Origin of the sequence: Domibacillus sp. DTU_2020_1001157_1_SI_ALB_TIR_016, from assembly GCF_032341995.1 — a bacterium.
Lineage (GTDB): Bacteria > Bacillota > Bacilli > Bacillales > Domibacillaceae > Domibacillus > Domibacillus indicus_A.
Genome location: NZ_CP135439.1, coordinates 2394753 through 2414669, shown reverse-complemented (window position 1 = coordinate 2414669; position 19917 = coordinate 2394753). Strand labels below are relative to the sequence as shown.

Genomic DNA, 19917 nt, shown 5'->3' with positions numbered 1-19917 from the left:
CTGTAATGCTCACCAGGGCTTGATACACCGTTAGGCCCTGATGTGTCTATACTATTAAAAAAGGGGTGTGTGGACGGATGAAATTAAAAGAGCAAATGCCAGAGCTTAATGGTGCAACAAAGTGGCTGAACGGGAAAGTGTCTACCAGTGAGTTAATTGGCGAAAAGCCAACCCTCATTCATTTTTGGTCGGTAAGCTGTCACTTATGCAAAGAAGCCATGCCAAACATCAACAAATTCCGTGATGATTACAAGGATACATTAAATGTTCTGGCTGTACACATGCCTCTTTCGGAGGATGATCTGGACTTGGAAGAGATTAAAGCGGCAGCAGCAGAACATGGAATCACACAGCCGATTTTTGTTGACAGTGAACATACGCTTACAGATGCATTTAAAAATCAATATGTTCCTGCTTATTACGTTTTCGATAAAGAAGGCCGGCTGCGTCACTTTCAAGCAGGAGGAAGCGGGCTGAAAATGCTTGAGAAGCGTTTAAATCGCGTTCTCGGTGAAATGTCAAAAACAAAATAAAGCAGGTGATCGGCGCCAGCCGGTTTTTCTTTGTTTCTTTTCGTAAGAAAGAGTGAGTGTATGGCAAGGGCAGGAAAAATAAGAGAGGAAGCAATTAAAGGCCTTTCGTGGTAAACTGTCAGAGCAAAACCTTTTATTTAACGTTGACAGCGGGGGAAGAATCATGAAAAAGGAATTTGTCGTTATTGGGCTCGGTCGATTCGGAAGCAGCATTTGCCGGGAGCTGAGTGAACAAGGAATGGAAGTAATGGCGATCGATAAAGATGAGGATCGTGTAAATGAGTTTACTTCGATTGCTTCTCATGCTGTTGTCGCAGATACGACAGATGAATCGGTTTTAAAAAGCCTGGGCATTCGAAATTTTGATCATGTGATTGTCGCTATTGGAGATGATATTCAGTCCAGTATTTTAACGACGCTGATGTTGAAAGAAGTGGGCGTTAAAAAAGTTACGGCCAAGGCACAAAATGATTATCATGAAAAAGTGCTGATCAAGATCGGCGCAGACCAGGTTGTCCACCCGGAACGTGATATGGGACGGCGGATTGCCAATAATATCGTCTCAAACAATGTATTAGATTATTTAGAGCTTTCCGATGAGCATTCCATCGCCGAAATTATTGCCAATGAATCGCTTGCCGGCAATACATTGATTGACCTTGATATCCGGGCTCTTTACGGAATTAATATCGTAGCAATTAAACGGGGTAAAGAAATTATCGTGTCGCCACAGGCGAATGAGCCTATTCATTTAGGCGACATTTTAATTATTATTGGTGCGGATAGAGATATTGACCGATTCCAGAGAAAAATGAATCACTAAAAAACCCTCCACTCAAAGTGAAGGGTGAGAGTGTAGACAAAGTAAGAAAGCAGGCTGATTGAAAGCGCCTGTCTTTCAAGGAACGCCGCCGGATGAGAAGCGGAGTGACCTTTTTCGGGTCATGAGCATTCGCAGCCGGCAAGTGACGCCGAAAGCGGGCGTTTGTCAACAGCCTGAACCCTCCACTCAAAGTGGAGGGTTCTTTGGCGAAACAAGAACAAAACGGAGGACATGTGCCTGATCTTCAAATGAGATGCAGCGGATCCTGCTTTTTCGTCCAGGAGCACCATGATCATGCAGGAACAAATAAATACGCCCCTGCTGGATTTTATATCCTGTCAGCACGACCCAATGATACGCAAACAAAGGCTTGGCAAAAAAGCGGAGGGTGAAATACTTGTCAAATTTTGCGGCAACGGGCCGGCCATGATCGAGCTCGTGAATCACTTCACCAATCTGGTCCGAGGAACTAACACGCCAGTTGCTGCCCAGCAGTTTTTTTAATCTCCGAACCATTAAAAAGCGGGATAAACCAATTTTTGTAGTACCAAGTTTTTTATATAAATCGTTTGCTGTACACGAATATCCCCAATAATCTAAAATAACCGAAACTGTGACGGGGCCGCAGGCGGATGAACGATAGTTCTTTTTAATATTTTCTGCATACTGGGACTGGCTCTTTACCTGAATGATAGCAGACACCTCCGAAAAAACGCGCTCCTAAAAGCAGGAGCGCGTTTTCTTTTGTTACACTTCCATAATGATCGGCAGGATCATCGGGCGGCGTTTTGTCCGCTCGTAAAGGAAAGGTGAAAGAGTATCGGTAATTTCATTTTTAATATCAGACCATTGAGTGGTACTGTTATTGAGAAGCTGCTTTACATGGCGATTCAGCATCGATTGTGCTTCGTAAATAAGATCGCCCGACTCACGCATATACACAAATCCGCGCGAAATAATATCAGGGCCTGCTTCGATTTTATTTTTTTCTTTGTTGATGCTTACGACTACAATCACAAGGCCTTCTTCTGAAAGAATGCGGCGGTCACGAAGCACAATGTTGCCGATGTCGCCAATGCCGCTTCCGTCAATATAAACGGACCCGGATTGAATGCGTCCAGCCACATGCGCTTCGTCTTTTGACAGAGCCAATACGTCGCCGTTATCCATAATAAAGCAGTTTTCCGGCGGAACACCGCAGTCAATCGCGTGCTGGCAGTGCATTTTCTGCATCCGGTACTCACCATGAATCGGCATGAAAAATTTAGGCTTAATCAAGCGAAGCATCAATTTTTGCTCTTCCTGGCTTCCGTGCCCGGATGTATGGATCTCATTTAACGGACCGTGAATAACGTCCGCTCCTGCCCGGGACAAAGCATCAATAATTCGATTGACACTTACATTGTTGCCGGGAATCGGCGAGGAAGAAAAAACGACCGTATCATTCGGCTGAATTTGAATTTGACGGTGAGATCCGTTGGCGATGCGTGACAGTGCCGCCATAGGTTCACCCTGGCTGCCTGTGCACAAAATTGTTACTTTGTTCGCCGGTAATTTATTTAACTGGTGAGTGTCGACAAAAGTGTCTTTCGGACAGCGGATATAGCCGAGCTGTTGTCCGATATTAATCGCATTTTCCATGCTGCGCCCAAACACACCGACTTTTCGGCCGTCTTCAACAGCTGCATCAACGACCTGCTGGAGGCGGTGGATGTTCGAGGCAAAAGTAGCGAAAATAATGCGTCCCTGTACTTTTCGAAACACATTATGAATGCTTTCCCCAACTTTCCGTTCAGACATCGTGAAATTAGGCACTTCACTGTTTGTACTATCAGACAGGAGGCAAAGAACGCCTTCCTTGCCGATTTCCGCCATCTTCGTTAAGTTGGCCGGCTCTCCTACAGGAGTGAAGTCAAATTTAAAGTCGCCTGTGTGCACGATATTGCCTTGCGGTGTTTTGACTACAACACCATAAGAGTCTGGAATACTATGGGTTGTCCGGAAAAAGGATACGGATGTTTTCCGGAACTTGATAATGTCATCCTCGCCGATTTCATGAAGGCGGGCGCGGCGCAGAAGGCCGTGTTCATCTAGTTTATTGCGCAGAAGACCAAGTGCAAGCTTCCCGCCGTACACCGGTACATTTACAACCCGGAGCAGGTAAGGGATACCGCCGATGTGGTCTTCGTGGCCGTGTGTAACAAACAAGCCTTTAATTTTATCCGCATTTTTTTGAAGGTAGGAATAATCTGGAATCACATAATCGATTCCAAGAAGCTCATCTTCAGGGAACTTAATCCCTGCATCAATTAAAATAATTTCGTCCTGAAATTGGACGGCATAAGTGTTTTTGCCGATTTCGCCCAAACCGCCGAGGGCGAAAACTGCAGTTTGATCATTTTTTACAAACTTCATGCTTTACAGCTGCTCCACTTTAAAGTCGGGGGAATTCTTCTCATACTCAAGGTGATTGTCAGTTACCTTTTGAACAAACTCAATATTATATGGGCGGCTTTTTAATGCGTGGCGTACTTCACGTTCTGTTTGCGCTTCCGCATATAAGGTTTTTGTTTTTTCGCGAACGGGCACTTCAGAACGGTCTTCCTGGTAATACACTTTGAAAATCATGATTTTCTCTCCTTTATTCCGGTTTAATATATACAAACCGCCATAAAAGCGGTTCTTCTCGTTTTTAATGCTGCGTCTTATTAAGTGATCTTGGTTTTTATTATATAGAAAGAACGATGTTTTGACACGAAAGAACATCTTTTTGTTTCATACATAAAGACAGCCCTTCGTAACGGAAGGGCTTAACCATTCTAAATTATGCGATTGATTTTCTTCTAAGCAGATCTTTCCACTGTTTTGCGAGCTTTTTTTTCAGCCTCTTCAACATTGTGGATCACTCCTCACTGCCATTTTATCATATGGCTATCGGAATGAAAAGAGATCGGCATATTCTATTAGACTGCTCAGCGTTCGATTGCCTGTGCGTTCTCTTCAATCTGAAAAGGCGCTTTTTCATTGATATAATCATAAAACATAACACCGTTTAAGTGATCTATTTCATGCTGCATACAAATAGCAGGAAGCCCCTTTAAACGCAGCTTTACTTCTTCCCCTTCCAATGTAACCGCTTTTACTGTCACTCTTGCATAGCGGTGTACATAACCCGGAACGTTACGATCCACGGACAAGCACCCTTCACCGCTTGTTAAATAAGCTTTTTCAACAGAATGGCTGACAATTTTCGGGTTAAACAGCGCATAGCTGAGCTGGTTTCCATTCTCATCATTTACATGGACAGCAATCATTCGTTTTGAAACACCAATTTGCGGTGCAGCCAAACCAATACCGGGGCGCAGCCCGTATTTTTCGGCTATTTCGGGATCCTGGCTGTTTTTTACGTATTCAATCAGTGAAGCGAGAATAGCTTTGTCTTCTTCAGAAGCAGGAAGCGGCACCTCTTTCGCTTTTTCCCGAAGAACCGGATCGTCTTCCCGTACGATGTCATTCATTTTAATCATATGGTTTCATTCCTTTTTCGCTTTTAGTGTATTTATCTTATCAAAAACTGTGCAAAATGTTAATGAAGCGATTTTTTGTTTTACGCTTTGGGAACCGGGAATAGGGGAAAGGGGTAAAAAATGTAATGTATAACAGCTTAAAAAAGCGCTTTCTTTTTATAGTACAGATTAAACAGAAACACTAGTACAGAGCACGTGAAAGCAGTGGTTTAAAGGATAATTATAAAAATTCTTTTTGAATTGACGTATGAACACGGTTATTATACACTATTAACCGAAGCTTTTAATTGTATTAGTGATTTATAAAAAATAACTGGTACAGGTCATTATAAATGAAAACAGCCGCATGACAAATAAAGAAAGGAAAGGTGACAACCATGAGTCCAAAGAAAACTCAGTTCGATCCGCAAAAAACGCTTGAGTCCATTGAAACGCAATTTGAAATGGTTCAAGTTTTGAATGAAGAAGGAAAAATTGTAAACGAAAGTGCAGCACCAAAGCTTTCAGATGAAGAACTTCAAGAATTGATGACACGCATGGTATACACACGCGTACTTGACCAGCGTTCTATTTCATTAAACCGTCAAGGACGTCTTGGCTTCTACGCACCAACAGCTGGACAAGAAGCATCACAAATTGCTTCCCAGTACGCTCTTGAAAAAGAAGATTGGATTTTGCCAGGATACCGTGATGTTCCGCAAATCGTATGGCATGGCCTTCCATTATGGAAAGCATTCTTGTTCTCGCGCGGTCACTACGTAGGCAACCAGGCACCTGAAGGTGTAAATGTTTTGTCTCCACAAATCATTATCGGTGCACAATACGTGCAAAATGCCGGCGTGGCTCTAGGACTTAAAAAACGCGGTAAAAAAGCAGTAGCTGTTACATATACAGGCGACGGCGGCTCATCACAAGGTGATTTCTACGAAGGAATCAACTTTGCCGGTGCATTCAATGCTCCAGCGATCTTTATCGTTCAAAACAACCAATTCGCGATTTCAACTCCGCGTGAAAAACAAACAGCAGCGAAAACAATCGCTCAAAAAGGGATTGCAGCAGGTATTCCATCTGTTCTTGTTGATGGTATGGATCCACTTGCAGTGTATGCAGCTGTTAAAGATGCACGTGAGCGTGCAATCAACGGCGAAGGTCCAACATTGATCGAAACACTTTGCTACCGTTACGGTCCACATACAATGGCCGGTGATGACCCGACTCGCTATCGTACATCTGACCTTGATACAGAGTGGGAGAAAAAAGATCCACTTGTTCGTTTCCGCAAATACTTAGAAGCAAAAGGTCTATGGAACGAAGAAAAAGAAACAGAAGTAATTGAACGCGCGAAAGAAGAAATCAAAGACGCGATCAAAAAAGCGGATGAAACGCCAAAACAAAAAGTAACAGACCTTATGAAAAATATGTACGAAGAAATGCCAGCAAACTTAAAAGAACAATATGCAATCTACACTGAAAAGGAGTCGAAGTAAGCCATGGCACAAATGACAATGATTCAAGCGATTACGGATGCCTTGCGCGTAGAGCTTAAAAATGACGAAAACGTCCTTGTTTTCGGCGAAGACGTCGGCGTTAACGGCGGCGTATTCCGTGCAACAGAAGGCCTTCAAAAAGAATTCGGGGAAGATCGCGTTTTCGATACGCCGCTTGCAGAATCTGGAATCGGTGGTTTAGCTGTCGGTCTTGCTTTAGAAGGGTTCCGCCCAGTACCAGAGCTTCAGTTTTTCGGATTTGTTTACGAAGTAATGGATTCTATCAACGGACAGCTTGCACGTATGCGTTACCGTTCAGGCGGAACTTATTCTGCTCCTGTAACGTTCCGTTCTCCATTTGGCGGCGGCGTTCATACACCAGAACTTCATGCGGACAGCTTAGAAGGATTGGTAGCACAGCAGCCTGGTTTAAAAGTAGTTATTCCTTCTACTCCTTACGAAGCAAAAGGACTTTTGATCTCTGCTATTCGTGACAACGATCCGGTTATTTTCTTAGAGCACATGAAATTGTACCGTTCATTCCGTGAAGAGGTGCCAGAAGAAGAATACACAATTCCTCTTGGAAAAGCAGCAGTAAAACGTGAAGGTACAGACCTTTCAATCATTACGTACGGCGCAATGGTTCATGAATCTCTTAAAGCAGCAGAAGCGCTTGAAAAAGAAGGACATTCTGTTGAAGTAATCGATCTTCGTACGATCCAGCCGCTTGATATCGAAACAATCATCGCTTCAGTTGAGAAAACAGGACGCGCTATCGTTGTTCAAGAAGCGCAAAAACAAGGCGGTATTGCAGCGAACGTTGTAGCAGAAATCAACGATCGTGCAATTTTAAGCCTGGAAGCTCCTGTTCTGCGTGTAGCAGCACCGGATACTGTATTCCCATTCTCACAAGCAGAGGGTGTATGGCTTCCAAACCATAAAGATGTTATCGAAACAGCGAAAAAAGTTCTTCAATTTTAATCATACTTAATTCATGAAAAGGAGGCACTGCCTCCTTTTCAAAATTCAATTATTAGGAGGCTGAATGCATTGGCATTTGAATTTAAATTACCAGACATCGGTGAAGGTATTCACGAAGGTGAAATCGTCAAGTGGTTTGTAAAGCCAGGTGACAAAGTAGCGGAAGATGACGTACTTTGCGAAGTACAAAACGATAAAGCAGTTGTTGAAATCCCATCACCAGTTGCAGGAACAGTAGAAGAAGTACTGGTTGAAGAGGGCACTACAGCAATCGTTGGTGATACATTAATCAAATTTGACGCTCCTGGATACGAAGATTTGAAATTCAAAGGCGACGATCACGGCGACGAAGGCGAAGCAAAAACAGAAGCGCAAGTTCAGTCTTCTTTAGAAGGCGGTCAAAACATTGATAAGGCACCTGTTGAAGAAGCGCCGAAAGAGTCTACAGGTCCTATTCACACAGGCCCGGCTCAAACACAGGAAGAAGTAGACCCGAACCGCCGCATCATTGCAATGCCATCTGTACGTAAATACGCACGTGAGAAAAATGTAAACATCGCTCAAGTAGCAGGCAGCGGTAAAAATGGCCGTATTGTGAAAGAAGATATTGATGCATTCGTGAACGGCGGTGCGAACACTTCTGCACAAGCTGAAGCAGCTGTACAACAAGAAGCTCCAGCAGCAAAAGAAGAGTCAAAACCAGCAGCGGCAGTAGCGATTCCAGAAGGCGAGTTCCCAGAAACACGCGAAAAAATGAGCGGCATCCGCAAAGCCATTGCCAAAGCGATGGTCAACTCAAAACATACAGCACCACACGTTACTCTAATGGACGAAATAGAAGTAACCGAGTTGTGGGCACACCGCAAAAAGTTCAAAGATATTGCGGCGGAAAAAGGCGTAAAATTAACGTTCCTTCCATACGTTGTAAAAGCTTTGACAAGTGCGCTTCGTGAATTCCCTGCGCTTAACACATCCATCGATGATGCAACAAGCGAAATTGTTCATAAGCACTATTACAACATCGGTATCGCAGCTGATACTGAAAAAGGCTTGATGGTGCCAGTTGTGAAAAATGCAGACCGCAAATCAATGTTTGCGATCTCTAACGAAATCAATGAACTTGCTGTAAAAGCACGTGATGGCAAATTGGCTCCTGCAGAAATGAAAGGCGCATCTTGCACAATCACCAATATCGGTTCTGCCGGCGGACAATGGTTCACACCAGTTATCAACCATCCAGAAGTAGCAATTTTGGGTATTGGACGCATTGCTGAAAAACCAATTGTAAAAAATGGTGAAATTGTAGCGGCACCTGTGTTAGCATTATCATTGAGCTTTGATCATCGTATGATTGACGGAGCGACTGCACAAAATGCGTTGAATCACATTAAACGGTTGTTAAACAACCCAGAACTTTTACTAATGGAGGCGTAAGAGATGGTAGTAGGAGATTTCCCAATTGAAACAGACACTATAGTAATTGGTTCAGGCCCTGGCGGTTATGTAGCGGCAATCCGCGCAGCACAGCTTGGACAAAAAGTAACGATCGTTGAAAAAGAAAATCTTGGAGGCGTCTGCTTAAACGTAGGCTGTATTCCTTCTAAAGCTCTTTTAACAGCAGCTCACCGTTTCGAGCAGGCGAAACACTCTGACGATATCGGTATCATTGCTGAAGCTGTTTCTGTAAACTTCGACAAAGTACAAGAGTGGAAAGCTGGCGTCGTGAACAAGCTTACAGGCGGCGTTGAAGGCCTTCTAAAAGGAAATAAAGTGGAAATCGTTCGCGGTGAAGCTTACTTCAACGATGCGAATACGCTTCGTGTTATGGGTGAAGATTCTGCACAAACGTATACATTTAAAAATGCGATCATTGCTACTGGATCACGCCCGATTGAAATTCCAAACTTTAAATTTTCAAACCGCGTTATTGATTCAACAGGCGCATTATCACTAAAAGAAATCCCTAAAAAAATGGTTGTTGTCGGCGGCGGCTACATCGGCTCTGAGCTTTCAACAGCATATGCGGATTTTGGAACAGAAGTAACAATTCTTGAAGGCGCTCCTGAAATTCTTGGCGGCTTTGAAAAACAAATGTCTGCGATTGTTAAACGCAACATGAAGAAAAAAGGCATCGAAATCGTAACGAGCGCGATGGCTAAATCTGCCGTAGAAACAGAAAACGGCGTAAAAGTAACATACGAAGCAGGCGGAAAAGAAGAAACAATCGAAGCTGATTACGTACTTGTTACAGTAGGCCGTCGTCCGAACACGGATGAAATGGGTCTTGAAGGTGTCGGCGTGAAAGTAGCAGAGCGCGGCTTGGTAGAAGTTGACAAACAGTGCCGTACAAGTGTAGAAAACATTTACGCAATCGGCGATATCATTTCGGGACCTCCTTTGGCCCACAAAGCATCTTACGAAGGTAAGATTGCTGCTGAGGCGATTGCAGGAGAAAAATCTGAAGTGGATTACCTTGCGATTCCAGCAGTTTGCTTTACAGAGCCAGAACTTGCAACAGTTGGTTACAGTGAAGCACAAGCAAAAGAAGAAAACATCGAAATCGTATCTGCGAAATTCCCATTTGCAGCGAATGGCCGTGCGCTTGCGCTTAACAGCACAGACGGCTTCGTAAAAGTGGTATCACGCAAAGAAGACGGACTGATCATCGGCGCGCAAATCGCTGGTTCAGGCGCTTCTGACATGGTGGCAGAGCTTGGTCTTGCGATTGAAGCAGGTATGACACTTGAAGATGTAGCGATGACAATCCATGCTCACCCTACGCTTGCTGAAATGACAATGGAAGCAGCAGAAGTAGCACTTGGAACACCAATTCACATCGTAAAATAATCGAATGATTACATTGAAACCCCCGGTTTCCTTATTTTAGGAAACCGGGGGTTTTTTGTCCCGTTTTTAAATATGTTATACAATTAGAGCTTGAAATTTTAAATGTGTTATATTATTATTAACTCAAGAAACATAAATCGCTTTCAGAAGCAAAAACAGGAGGTTATAAAACATGGGAACAATCATCTGCAAGTCTTGCCAAGCAACAATTGAGCATTTCGAAGAAGAAAAGGTAACAGTTTTATACTCTCATTGTGGCTGTGATCATGAAGCTGAAAGTGACGACTGAACGGATAGCTAAAATGAGCCGCTCCAAGTGGATATAAATTTAATAAACATAAATCGCTTTCAAAAACAAAAACAGGGGGTTATAAAACATGGGAACAATCATCTGCAAGTCTTGCCAAGCAACAATTGAGCATTTCGAAGAAGAAAAGGTGACAGTTTTATACTCTCATTGTGGCTGTGATCATGAAGCTGAAAGTGACGACTGAACGGATAGCTAAAATGAGCCGCTCCAAGTGGATATAAATTTAATAAACATAAATCACTTTCAAAAACAAAAACAGGGGGTTATAAAACATGGGAACAATCATCTGCAAGTCATGCAAAGTAACAATTGAGCACTTTGAAGAAGAAAAGGTGACAGTTTTATACTCTCATTGTGGCTGTGATCATGAAACAGAGAGTGATGACTGAACGGATATATAAAGAGCCGCTCCAACTGGAGCGGCTCTTTTTTAATAAATCGGCTTGCGTTCGCGGATCACACGTAATGTTTTTAATTCTTCATCTTCCGGACCTTGAACAGGAAGTCCGGCTGCTACGTTTTCTTTTACATAACGCAGGTTTTCTTCTGTAATGATTTCACCCGGAATAAAAATTGGGATACCCGGCGGGTAAACCATCATAAATTCTGCCATAATCCGGCCTGCTGATTCATCAAGTGGGACGGTTTCTGTCTCGGCATAAAAAGCTTCACGAGGAGACAGTGCTAACAGCGGGATATCCGGCAGCATTACATGCGCATATCTAGACTGAACAGTGCCTTTAAAGGAAGCTGCCATTTCAGTTAAAGCTTTCACAAGCAGTTCACAATCTTCTTTCGTATCCCCTGGTGTAATAATGCAGAGAATGTTGTATAAATCACTGAGCTCTACCTCGATGTTATAACAGTCCCGGAGCCATTTTTCTGCATCATGGCCGCTTATACCAAGGTTCTTAACAGAAACAATCAGTTTGGTCGGGTCATAATCATACGTAGCTTTTGAGCCTAGAATTTCTTCCCCTACACAATACAGGTGATCAATTTCGTTTATTTTTTTCCGTGTTTCCTGCGCGTATTTCAGGGTCTGCTCAATAATTTGATGCCCGTTGATCGCAAGGTGTCTCCGTGCGGTGTCAAGGGAAGCAAGCAGGATATAAGACGTAGATGTCGTTGTCAGCATGCTCAAAATCGTCTGTACACGATTTACGGATACAAGTCCTTCGCGTACATTTAAGATAGAGCTCTGGGTCATAGAACCGCCCAGCTTATGCACACTCGTGGCCGCCATATCAGCTCCTGCCTGCATAGCCGAAATCGGAAGGTCTTCATGAAAATGGATATGAACACCGTGTGCTTCGTCGACAAGAACGGGAACGTTGAATGAATGGGCAATATCAACGATTTGTTTTAAATCGCCCGCAATGCCGAAGTACGTCGGGTTAATCACGAGCAGGCCTTTTGCATCCGGATGCTCTGTTAATGCCCGAGTAACAGACTCGGTTGTAATACCGTGCGAAATTCCTAAATCTTTATCAATTTCAGGATGAATAAAGATCGGAACTGCACCAGAAAATACAATCGCAGTCATAATGGATTTATGGACATTACGCGGTACAATGATTTTTTCACCAGGTCCGCAAACGGCCATAATCATCGTCATAATAGCTCCACTTGTTCCTTGAACAGAGAAAAACGTATGGTCAGCACCAAATGCCTCGGCAGCCAGCTGCTGGGCTTCTTTAATGATACCGTGCGGCTGATGGAGGTCATCAAGGGGTGCAATATTAATTAAATCAATGGAAAGCGCATTTTCTCCGATAAATTCTTTGAAGACGGGGTCCATTCCGCTTCCTTTTTTATGACCTGGAATATGAAATTGAACTGGGTTCCGTTCGGCGTGGCGAAGAAGCCCGTCAAATAATGGTGTTTCGTGTTGTGACAACGCCATTTCCACCTCTTTTCTAATCATTCGCTAAAGCAAAAGAATTATAGCACTTTGCATGGTCCTTGCAAAGAAATTTTTCTTCCCAAGCAAGGAGATGACTTGTACAAAAGCGAATAAATAAAGGGAGGTGAGAAAAATGGAATATTCGTACCCGTTTTCAACGGACTGGTCAACGGAAGAAGTGATTGATGTCGTTTCCTTTTTCGAAGCCATTGAGCAGGCTTATGAAAAAGGAATTGCCAAAGAAACGTTAATGGAACGGTATCGCCGCTTTAAAGAAATTGTGCCAGGAAAAGCAGAAGAAAAGCGCATTTGCAATGAGTTTGAAGAAGTAAGCGGCTATTCTTCCTACCGGGCTGTTCAAAAAATGAAGCAGGCTCCTGAACAAACAAAAATACGCATGTAAATACAGCAGCCCATTTCGGCAGAGGAAATGGGCTGCTGTTTATTTATAAGCAAGCTGATAAATAGGAAGAAGTGTTTCAAACGTTTCTTTAATAAGGGTATAAAGTGCTTTTCCATCCTGCAGCACGGGGTCATCCGCTTGAATGTGGCGGCCAATTAAAAGCTCCGCTTTTTTTACATCCCGGAACCGCTCGAGAGCCTGTTCAACGTTCAGCTCTTCCCACGTTTGAGCGTCTTTTTTCAAATGATCGAGAGACACCACATAGTCAGCCGGTATCGTATTATCGAGCATCTGCTGATGAGTTAAGAAGGCTTGGGCAATTTCTTTTTTACGCGGCAGCTCGTAAATAAAAGCAAGCCAAACGAAAACATGATCGTCAAACAAGCCGACTTGAAAATGGGGGTGCTGCTTATATCCACGCTTGTTGTCTGCCACAGCAAGCCACGTATCGTTTGGCGGATTCACTTTACGTCGCGCGTGGCGTGCAATGTGCAAAAACATTTCCTGTCCGAGCAGTACTGCCAAATCATCGGCCAGAGCGCTGCCGAGCTGATTGAATTTCGGCTGGATCCGTTCCTGTATGGCAGTCATTCTTTCTGTAAGACCATTTATTTGGAAGGTCTGAAAATCTTCTTCTGTAAAACCGGTAAAATTCATGGGAGTGTAATCCTTTCCTGCAAATCATTTTTCATATTAATGTTACCATATCATGAGAAGTTGGAAAAACTTGATAAGCCTTTTTATTTCGTGTAAGGTGATAAAAAACGGAATAGAAGTGAGACGGGGGCTGTATCATGGCGAATTGGACAAAAATAGACCAAACGGTGAAGCGGTGGATTCAGGAAGCCGGCACAAATATACGCGCATCCTTTACTAATTCGCTCACCATTCAGACAAAGTCAAATCCGAATGATTTAGTGACAAATGTAGACCAGGAAACAGAGCGATTTTTTATAGAGAATATCCGCTCCCACTTTCCTGATCATCGTATTTTAGGGGAAGAAGGCCAGGGAGATCAAATCAAATCGCTTGATGGTGTGATATGGATGATCGACCCAATTGACGGTACGATGAATTTTGTTCACCAGCAGCGTAATTTCGCCATTTCTATCGGTATTTATGAGGACGGTATCGGCCAGCTTGGATACATATATGACATTGTTCATGACGAGCTTTATCATGCCAGAAAAGGACATGGGGCCTGGATGAACGATACACCGCTTCAAAAACTCGAACAAGTACCGGTTGAAACGGCTATATTAGGGATTAGTGCCACATGGCTGATTAACAATCGGCATTTTGATCAAAACAAACTCATCCAGCTGGCGAAAGATGTGCGCGGAGTAAGATCATACGGGTCAGCAGCGCTGGAACTTGCTTATGTAGCTTCAGGGCGTTTAAGCGCCTATATTACAATGCGGAATGCACCGTGGGATTTTGCCGGTGGTAAAATGATTGTCGAAGAAGCGGGCGGCATTGTGAGCACGATTAGCGGAGAAGACATTGATATGCTTTCCATCAATCCGGTTTTTGCGGCAGCGCCGGGTCTTTATGAAGACATTTTAAAGAAATATTTGAGCTAAGAAAAAAGGAACAGCGCTTTGTGCGGCTGTTCCTTTTTATTGTAAGCAGTCCGTTATATGTAGGGCTTTACTCGGCCCGGCACCAGGCATTGTTACCTTGTACCTTTTTATAATTTGCCTGCCCGGCGCATTTTCGCTTTGTACGAAAATCCAAATCCCATAACAGCGAGAAGCAGGATAATAGAGAGCGCGCCGCCTAAAATACTTCCTTCACCGATGGCAATACCGATGCCAATCATGCATGCAGCGGCTAAAACAGCAAATCCTAAAAACGGCCATTGAATAGTAGGCAAAGTGCAGACCTCCTTTTTGTCTATTGTAGTACAACGAGATCTTTTTTTGCAATGCCGCTTTTTCCAAATAGGCATCGTGGTTATGATGTGGTATAATAGCTCAGTTAATGGAAACCGAACAAAACGAAGTTTCTAGAAAAGGCAGGAGGAAATAGGTTGAAAACAAGAAACGATTTACGGAACATCGCGATTATCGCCCACGTTGACCACGGAAAAACAACGCTGGTCGATCAGTTATTGAAGCAGTCAGGTATTTTTCGTTCAAATGAGCATGTAGAAGAGCGCGCGATGGATTCAAACGACCTTGAACGCGAACGCGGTATTACAATTCTCGCTAAAAATACTGCGATTCAATATAAAGATACAAAAATCAACATTTTGGATACACCAGGACACGCTGACTTCGGCGGCGAAGTAGAGCGGATCATGAAAATGGTTGACGGTGTTTTACTTGTTGTCGATGCGTATGAAGGCTGCATGCCTCAGACACGCTTCGTATTGAAAAAAGCACTAGAGCAAAATTTGCGTCCGATTGTTGTTGTTAACAAAATTGACCGTGATTTTGCCCGTCCGGCAGAAGTAGTAGATGAAGTACTTGAGCTTTTCATTGAGCTTGATGCAAATGATGAGCAGCTTGAATTCCCGGTTATTTATGCGTCTGGTATTAACGGAACTGCAAGTACAGATCCGGAAAAACAAGATGAAAACATGGAAGCACTATACGAAGCGATTATCGAACATATCCCGGCACCGGTTGATAACAGTGACGAGCCGCTTCAATTCCAAGTAGCTCTTCTTGATTACAATGACTATTTAGGCCGTATCGGAATCGGCCGTGTTTTCCGCGGCGAAATGTCTGTTGGGCAGTCTGTAGCGTTAATGAAGCTTGACGGTAAAGTAAAACAGTTCCGTGTAACAAAAATGTTTGGCTTCCTTGGATTAAAACGGGTTGAAATTGAAACGGCAAAAGCCGGCGATCTTGTAGCCGTTTCCGGCATGGAAGATATTAACGTTGGTGAAACAGTTACACCAATGGAGCATCAAGAAGCACTTCCGGTACTTCGCATCGATGAGCCAACATTGCAAATGAACTTCCTTGTAAACAACAGCCCATTCGCTGGCCGCGAAGGAAAATTTGTTACATCAAGAAAGATCGAAGAACGTCTTCATGCACAGCTTGAAACAGATGTCAGCCTTCGTGTTGAAAATACCGCTTCTCCAGATGAGTGGATCGTATCAGGGCGTGGCGAGCTTCACTTATCCATTTTAATTGAAAACCTTCGCCGTGAAGGATTCGAGCTTCAAGTATCGAAGCCGCAGGTTATCGTTCGCGAAATTGATGGAGTTCAATGTGAACCGGTTGAACGCGTTCAAATTGATGTGCCGGAAGAATACACCGGCTCTATCATCGAATCAATGGGTGAGCGTAAAGGTGAAATGCTCGATATGATCAACAATGGAAACGGCCAGGTCCGTTTGATTTTCATGGTGCCTGCACGTGGATTGATCGGATACACAACAGAGTTTTTAACCATGACACGCGGTTACGGCATTATCAACCACACGTTTGACAGCTATCAGCCAATGCAAAAAGGACGCATCGGCGGCCGCCGCCAGGGCGTTCTTGTATCGCAGGAAACTGGAAAAGCGTCCACATACGGCATCATGGGTGTAGAAGACCGCGGAACAATTTTTGTCGAAGCGGGTACAGAAATTTATGCCGGTATGATCGTGGGCGAACATACACGTGACAATGATTTAACGGTAAATATCGCGAAAACAAAACAGGCAACCAATGTCCGTTCTGCAAACAAAGATCAAACCGCTACAATGAAAAAGCCGCGCATTATGTCTCTTGAAGAAGCGCTTGAGTACTTGAATGATGATGAATACTGCGAATTAACACCGGAATCGATCCGTCTTCGCAAAAAAATCCTAGATAAAAACGAACGTGAGCGCGCAGCGAAAAAGAATAAGCAGGACTAAGCATTAAGCATAAGGATAGGGAGGAATGAGTGTGGAAGGATTGGAACATGTCGGCCCGCTTCTCCGGGCTCTTATTGAATCATTTGGTGTTCAAACAGCGATCTATATTTACTGGGCTGTTTTAATTGCCCTCTCCATTCTCGTTTATAATCTCGGATTTGCAAAAAAACTAAAAATGTGGCAAAACGCCATCGTTTATGTTTCCCTTGCGGCCGGCTCCCTGCTGCTTTTAATCCTGTCTTACCAGCTGCCGGTTGTTGAAAGCCTGATTGTAGCTGCCCTTGTGTTAGGGACGTATAAATTCAGGCTGAGAAAGCATCAAAAACAAGAAAGAACCGCACGCTGAATAAAGCGGGAGGCTTATGCCTCCCGCTTTATTTTTTGCCCGTACAGACCAAGGACAAGGGCATATAAAGCGTGTCCTGCTGCCCACCAGCCAAAAGCCTGTCCATCGTACGGAGCAGCAACGGACTTGTGAGAAAGTATAGATAAAGGGTAGTACAGAAAAGCAGTCGGCAGCATAAGAACAAAAGCAGTTGTAAAAGGCCGCTTCGTTTTTGAAAGCAGTCCCAAAAAAACAGCTGTGATCGAAAAAGAAAGAAGTAAGTGAAAGAAAAATTCCATCCATTCCGGCCACACGATTCGGTTAAGAAGAGGAATGAAATCAACGTTCAGCAGTAAGGTATACACTTTCTTTCCTGTAAGCCATTCGGCTGCTTTTAAGAAAAAGCCGAGCACTATTCCTCCTGCAGTGCCAGCCAGCAGAAGGCTTCTTATGAAAGCCACTCTTTTTCTTTTCCAGAACGATAAACAAAAAACTGTCCTGTACGGATTCGCTGCTCGGTTTTTTCCGCAATACGTGCTCGGCATGCTTCACACATATAGGTATGAATAGGCCGGTTGCGCAGCTTTTTAGCAGAAGGCAATTGATCGTCAATTGATTCAATTTTGTCACACATTATGCATTTTACTCTCATAGAGGCACCTCCGTTTTACAAGTAGTATAACATGGGAGAGGGCAGCATATAGAAATGCAGACAGAATATCGGTATAATAGGAGAAAAGTCAGAAGGAGCGGTGGCGTTGGCAAATCGAAACGAACCATATTTAATACCGGAATTGTTCGAAGCACTTCAATCGGAACGCCTTTCATTTTTTTCGACAGTAGACGCGGAAACTGGGGCCCCTTTTATGAATGCGATTTCCTGGGTGTATGCTTTAAATGATACAACGCTGCGTATAGCGGTAGACAGCCGTTCAAAAATCATCCACAATATTCATAAAAATGCACTGGTTTCCCTGGCTGTTTTTGCCTCCGAATCGGCTTATACAATCAGTGGTAGTGCAAAAATCCTATCTTCTCATTTAGAGGGAGTACCGTTAAAAGCATCTGTTATCGAAGTGTCTATTAAAGAAGTGCGGGATGTTATGTTTTATGGATCGAGAATTACAGTAGAACCTGTTTCCGAAAAAACATACGATTTACAGGCAGCCGAAAAGCTGGACGGGCAAATTATGGCAGCTTTAAAACAGGAAACGATTCAATAACGTTATTTTGGCTATATAAGGAGTTCGAACATTTTGAGATTAGTCGCTGTGTCATCCATCCAAGAAAATGTCTTTCTTGCTGAAAATGTTTTAAACAGCAAAGGACAAATACTGCTGAAGGCCGGTGCTGAGCTCACACCGCCTATCGTGAAGCGGCTGTACTCGCTTGGTATTTCATACTTATACATTGAAGATGCACGTACGGATGACATCTATATTCGCCCGGTTTTAACAGAAGGGACAAGAAGAGAAGCTCTCTGTGTTATGTCGGAAGCGTTTAATCAATTGAAAAAGGACTTATCGGCAGATTCACCGAAATTCGGCTTTCACAAAATGGAAAAAAAGTTTGTTTCTGTTGTCCGCGATATTATCAGGCAGATCAGAAGCCGAAAAGAAGCGATTGATTTATTGACCCACTTATATGCCCATGATGATTATATTTTTACTCATTCACTAAACGTGACCATTTACACACTGGCGCTCAGTATGAAACTGAAAAATTTAACACCAAAACAAACAGAAGAAATCGGCTTAGGGGCAATGCTGCACGATGTAGGAAAAATGCTGATTCCGCTAGCCATTTTAAAAAAGCCCTCAAAGCTGACAAGTGACGAATTTACTATTGTGAAATCTCATACAGAATTAGGCTTTGAGCTGCTTCGGAAAGAACACGGGCTGCCGCTGACTGCAGCCCATTGTGCGCTTCAGCACCATGAGCGCTTAAACGGTTCTGGGTATCCGCGCGGCTTAAAGGGAAATGAAATTCATATTTTCGGGAAAATGATTGGGATTGCCGATGTATACGACGCGGTAACCTCAAATCGAATTTATCGCAAAGCGATGCTGCCGCATGAAGGAATGGAAATTTTATATGCAGGTTCAGGAACCGAGTTTGAAACGGAGTATATTGAAAAATTCCGCAAAGCGATCGTGATGTATCCAACAGGTTTAACCGTATGGCTTACAGACGGCCGGAAGGGTATTGTGTGCGAGCAGAATGAGCATGTCAGCGACCGGCCTGTTTTGCTTATTTTAGAGGAAGACGGACACAACTTAAAAGTGCCTTATAAAGTGAATCTAGCAGTTGAAACAACCGTTTTTATAAAAGAAACGGATACAACATTGTCTGGTACATAAAAAATCCATCTGCCCGAAGGCAGATGGATTTTTACTGAACAGAAATAGCCGTTACATTTTTGATCGGACAGTCACGGTTTGATCCATCTTTCAGTAAGACATAAACGGGGCCGTCTTCCCGCAGCGGTTTTCCTTTAAAGGAAAACTGCATGATGAGCGAGTCCGCTTCTGCGAGGGGAAATGAAAAAGAACCGTCCTTTGTTTCGATCACAATTTGGGAAGCGATGTCTGACGGCACCGCATTTTTTAAAAAGGGTGAAAGCGGCACGCCGAATGTGCTGGTGAGCACTTTTTCTTTTTCATATTTTTTTTCGGATTTAATCGTCGGCGGAAAAACCGCACCTTCCCGAATTTCTTTTTCCCAAAATTTCGATGTACTTTTTATGTATTCTTGCTCTGTGTCCCGTTCAGGCCGAGGTGATGAGGAAAAAAAGTCGTCTAAATCAATGCGGCGGTCGTCGAAAATCCACACACCAGGGTCAAGAGTGAGCGGAAACGAGACGTTTCCTTTGATGGGAATGATTTGCTCCATCGAATCATGTCTCCTTTATGT

Annotated in this window: 25 protein-coding genes; 15 read left to right on the top strand and 10 right to left on the bottom strand. The window is 43.5% G+C overall.

Going from position 1 to position 19917, the window contains the following annotated elements:
* The first annotated feature begins 77 nt into the window (after window positions 1–77).
* Together RRU94_RS20345 and RRU94_RS20340 are read left to right on the top strand one after the other, a co-directional pair.
* Entirely contained in the window at window positions 78–533 is a 456-nt protein-coding gene (locus tag RRU94_RS20345; protein WP_315692686.1) for a TlpA disulfide reductase family protein, read from the top strand.
* A gap of 163 nt (window positions 534–696) precedes the next feature.
* A complete protein-coding gene (locus RRU94_RS20340; RefSeq protein WP_242232178.1) occupies window positions 697–1356 on the top strand; it encodes a potassium channel family protein in 660 nt (219 codons plus the stop codon).
* Window positions 1357–1542: 186 nt separating this feature from the next.
* Here the strand turns inward: RRU94_RS20340 and RRU94_RS20335 are convergent, their stop codons facing one another.
* From RRU94_RS20335 to def, 4 genes are all read right to left on the bottom strand, one after another.
* Window positions 1543–2058, bottom strand: coding sequence for a C39 family peptidase (locus tag RRU94_RS20335; RefSeq protein WP_315692684.1), 516 nt, complete (start codon window positions 2056–2058; stop codon window positions 1543–1545).
* A 45-nt stretch (window positions 2059–2103) separates the two neighbouring features.
* Window positions 2104–3771, bottom strand: a complete 1668-nt coding sequence (gene rnjA / locus RRU94_RS20330; protein ID WP_242232176.1) for a ribonuclease J1 — start codon at window positions 3769–3771, stop codon at window positions 2104–2106.
* Between the two features lie 3 nt (window positions 3772–3774).
* On the bottom strand, window positions 3775–3984 hold the full coding sequence (locus RRU94_RS20325) for a DNA-dependent RNA polymerase subunit epsilon (protein ID WP_315692681.1): 210 nt from the start codon (window positions 3982–3984) through the stop codon (window positions 3775–3777).
* A 344-nt stretch (window positions 3985–4328) separates the two neighbouring features.
* Entirely contained in the window at window positions 4329–4883 is a 555-nt protein-coding gene (def, locus tag RRU94_RS20320; protein WP_315692680.1) for a peptide deformylase, read from the bottom strand.
* Between the two features lie 377 nt (window positions 4884–5260).
* Between def and pdhA the strand changes: the two genes are divergently transcribed.
* From pdhA to RRU94_RS20285, 7 genes are all read left to right on the top strand, one after another.
* Window positions 5261–6370, top strand: a complete 1110-nt coding sequence (pdhA, locus tag RRU94_RS20315; RefSeq protein WP_242232173.1) for a pyruvate dehydrogenase (acetyl-transferring) E1 component subunit alpha — start codon at window positions 5261–5263, stop codon at window positions 6368–6370.
* Window positions 6371–6373: 3 nt separating this feature from the next.
* Window positions 6374–7351 (top strand): alpha-ketoacid dehydrogenase subunit beta, encoded by a 978-nt coding sequence (locus RRU94_RS20310; RefSeq protein WP_251270367.1) that lies wholly within the window; start codon window positions 6374–6376, stop codon window positions 7349–7351.
* 69 nt (window positions 7352–7420) lie between these two features.
* Window positions 7421–8785 (top strand): dihydrolipoamide acetyltransferase family protein, encoded by a 1365-nt coding sequence (locus tag RRU94_RS20305; RefSeq protein ID WP_315692677.1) that lies wholly within the window; start codon window positions 7421–7423, stop codon window positions 8783–8785.
* A gap of 3 nt (window positions 8786–8788) precedes the next feature.
* Window positions 8789–10198, top strand: a complete 1410-nt coding sequence (gene lpdA, locus RRU94_RS20300) for a dihydrolipoyl dehydrogenase (protein WP_315692675.1) — start codon at window positions 8789–8791, stop codon at window positions 10196–10198.
* A gap of 172 nt (window positions 10199–10370) precedes the next feature.
* Window positions 10371–10487: a GapA-binding peptide SR1P gene (locus tag RRU94_RS20295; RefSeq protein WP_315692673.1), complete on the top strand. Its 117-nt coding sequence runs from the start codon at window positions 10371–10373 to the stop codon at window positions 10485–10487.
* Between the two features lie 88 nt (window positions 10488–10575).
* On the top strand, window positions 10576–10692 hold the full coding sequence (locus RRU94_RS20290; protein ID WP_315692673.1) for a GapA-binding peptide SR1P: 117 nt from the start codon (window positions 10576–10578) through the stop codon (window positions 10690–10692).
* A gap of 88 nt (window positions 10693–10780) precedes the next feature.
* A complete protein-coding gene (locus RRU94_RS20285) occupies window positions 10781–10897 on the top strand; it encodes a GapA-binding peptide SR1P (protein WP_315692671.1) in 117 nt (38 codons plus the stop codon).
* A gap of 41 nt (window positions 10898–10938) precedes the next feature.
* On the opposite strand, the gene RRU94_RS20280 is transcribed toward RRU94_RS20285, so the two are convergent.
* The gene (locus RRU94_RS20280; RefSeq protein WP_315692670.1) at window positions 10939–12408 is read right to left on the bottom strand and encodes an aminotransferase class I/II-fold pyridoxal phosphate-dependent enzyme; all 1470 of its coding nucleotides are present in this window, start codon (window positions 12406–12408) and stop codon (window positions 10939–10941) included.
* 139 nt (window positions 12409–12547) lie between these two features.
* On the opposite strand from RRU94_RS20280, the gene RRU94_RS20275 reads away from it, so the two are divergent.
* A complete protein-coding gene (locus RRU94_RS20275; protein WP_242232166.1) occupies window positions 12548–12817 on the top strand; it encodes a UPF0223 family protein in 270 nt (89 codons plus the stop codon).
* 39 nt (window positions 12818–12856) lie between these two features.
* Here RRU94_RS20275 and RRU94_RS20270 read toward each other — a convergent pair whose 3' ends face one another.
* A complete protein-coding gene (locus tag RRU94_RS20270) occupies window positions 12857–13474 on the bottom strand; it encodes a YktB family protein (RefSeq protein WP_315692667.1) in 618 nt (205 codons plus the stop codon).
* 137 nt (window positions 13475–13611) lie between these two features.
* Here RRU94_RS20270 and RRU94_RS20265 point away from each other — a divergent pair, with 137 nt between their 5' ends.
* The gene (locus RRU94_RS20265) at window positions 13612–14400 is read left to right on the top strand and encodes an inositol monophosphatase family protein (protein WP_315692665.1); all 789 of its coding nucleotides are present in this window, start codon (window positions 13612–13614) and stop codon (window positions 14398–14400) included.
* 107 nt (window positions 14401–14507) lie between these two features.
* Here the strand turns inward: RRU94_RS20265 and RRU94_RS20260 are convergent, their stop codons facing one another.
* Window positions 14508–14693, bottom strand: coding sequence for a DUF5325 family protein (locus tag RRU94_RS20260; protein WP_242232163.1), 186 nt, complete (start codon window positions 14691–14693; stop codon window positions 14508–14510).
* Between the two features lie 156 nt (window positions 14694–14849).
* Between RRU94_RS20260 and typA the strand changes: the two genes are divergently transcribed.
* Complete coding sequence (gene typA, locus RRU94_RS20255) at window positions 14850–16679, top strand: translational GTPase TypA (RefSeq protein ID WP_242232162.1); 1830 nt, start codon at window positions 14850–14852, stop codon at window positions 16677–16679.
* Between the two features lie 31 nt (window positions 16680–16710).
* On the top strand, window positions 16711–17025 hold the full coding sequence (locus tag RRU94_RS20250) for a YlaH-like family protein (RefSeq protein WP_315692661.1): 315 nt from the start codon (window positions 16711–16713) through the stop codon (window positions 17023–17025).
* Window positions 17026–17039: 14 nt separating this feature from the next.
* On the opposite strand, the gene RRU94_RS20245 is transcribed toward RRU94_RS20250, so the two are convergent.
* Together RRU94_RS20245 and RRU94_RS20240 are read right to left on the bottom strand one after the other, a co-directional pair.
* The gene (locus RRU94_RS20245; protein ID WP_315692660.1) at window positions 17040–17465 is read right to left on the bottom strand and encodes a hypothetical protein; all 426 of its coding nucleotides are present in this window, start codon (window positions 17463–17465) and stop codon (window positions 17040–17042) included.
* Window positions 17453–17656 (bottom strand): YlaI family protein, encoded by a 204-nt coding sequence (locus tag RRU94_RS20240; protein ID WP_242232159.1) that lies wholly within the window; start codon window positions 17654–17656, stop codon window positions 17453–17455. Before RRU94_RS20240 ends, RRU94_RS20245 begins: the two co-directional genes overlap by 13 nt.
* Before the next feature lie 106 nt (window positions 17657–17762).
* Between RRU94_RS20240 and RRU94_RS20235 the strand changes: the two genes are divergently transcribed.
* Both RRU94_RS20235 and RRU94_RS20230 read left to right on the top strand, forming a co-directional pair.
* Complete coding sequence (locus RRU94_RS20235; protein WP_315692657.1) at window positions 17763–18227, top strand: pyridoxamine 5'-phosphate oxidase family protein; 465 nt, start codon at window positions 17763–17765, stop codon at window positions 18225–18227.
* A gap of 33 nt (window positions 18228–18260) precedes the next feature.
* Window positions 18261–19364, top strand: a complete 1104-nt coding sequence (locus RRU94_RS20230) for an HD-GYP domain-containing protein (RefSeq protein WP_315692656.1) — start codon at window positions 18261–18263, stop codon at window positions 19362–19364.
* A gap of 31 nt (window positions 19365–19395) precedes the next feature.
* Here the strand turns inward: RRU94_RS20230 and RRU94_RS20225 are convergent, their stop codons facing one another.
* Window positions 19396–19896 carry a peptidyl-prolyl cis-trans isomerase gene (locus tag RRU94_RS20225; protein ID WP_315692655.1) on the bottom strand — a complete coding sequence of 167 codons (501 nt, stop codon included), beginning with the start codon at window positions 19894–19896 and terminating at the stop codon, window positions 19396–19398.
* Window positions 19897–19917 lie beyond the last annotated feature (21 nt).

Bases quoted from the DNA above. Each gene is read 5' to 3' on its own strand.
- pdhA (WP_242232173.1), top strand. From the start codon at position 5,261: ATGAGTCCAAAGAAAACTCAGTTCGATCCGCAAAAAACGCTTGAGTCC.
- RRU94_RS20325 (WP_315692681.1), bottom strand. From the start codon at position 3,984: ATGATTTTCAAAGTGTATTACCAGGAAGACCGTTCTGAAGTGCCCGTT.
- RRU94_RS20275 (WP_242232166.1), top strand. From the start codon at position 12,548: ATGGAATATTCGTACCCGTTTTCAACGGACTGGTCAACGGAAGAAGTG.
- def (WP_315692680.1), bottom strand. From the start codon at position 4,883: ATGATTAAAATGAATGACATCGTACGGGAAGACGATCCGGTTCTTCGG.
- RRU94_RS20310 (WP_251270367.1), top strand. From the start codon at position 6,374: ATGGCACAAATGACAATGATTCAAGCGATTACGGATGCCTTGCGCGTA.
- RRU94_RS20265 (WP_315692665.1), top strand. From the start codon at position 13,612: ATGGCGAATTGGACAAAAATAGACCAAACGGTGAAGCGGTGGATTCAG.
- RRU94_RS20295 (WP_315692673.1), top strand. From the start codon at position 10,371: ATGGGAACAATCATCTGCAAGTCTTGCCAAGCAACAATTGAGCATTTC.
- RRU94_RS20340 (WP_242232178.1), top strand. From the start codon at position 697: ATGAAAAAGGAATTTGTCGTTATTGGGCTCGGTCGATTCGGAAGCAGC.
- lpdA (WP_315692675.1), top strand. From the start codon at position 8,789: ATGGTAGTAGGAGATTTCCCAATTGAAACAGACACTATAGTAATTGGT.
- RRU94_RS20270 (WP_315692667.1), bottom strand. From the start codon at position 13,474: ATGAATTTTACCGGTTTTACAGAAGAAGATTTTCAGACCTTCCAAATA.
- RRU94_RS20225 (WP_315692655.1), bottom strand. From the start codon at position 19,896: ATGGAGCAAATCATTCCCATCAAAGGAAACGTCTCGTTTCCGCTCACT.
- RRU94_RS20345 (WP_315692686.1), top strand. From the start codon at position 78: ATGAAATTAAAAGAGCAAATGCCAGAGCTTAATGGTGCAACAAAGTGG.
- RRU94_RS20285 (WP_315692671.1), top strand. From the start codon at position 10,781: ATGGGAACAATCATCTGCAAGTCATGCAAAGTAACAATTGAGCACTTT.
- RRU94_RS20290 (WP_315692673.1), top strand. From the start codon at position 10,576: ATGGGAACAATCATCTGCAAGTCTTGCCAAGCAACAATTGAGCATTTC.
- RRU94_RS20240 (WP_242232159.1), bottom strand. From the start codon at position 17,656: ATGAGAGTAAAATGCATAATGTGTGACAAAATTGAATCAATTGACGAT.
- rnjA (WP_242232176.1), bottom strand. From the start codon at position 3,771: ATGAAGTTTGTAAAAAATGATCAAACTGCAGTTTTCGCCCTCGGCGGT.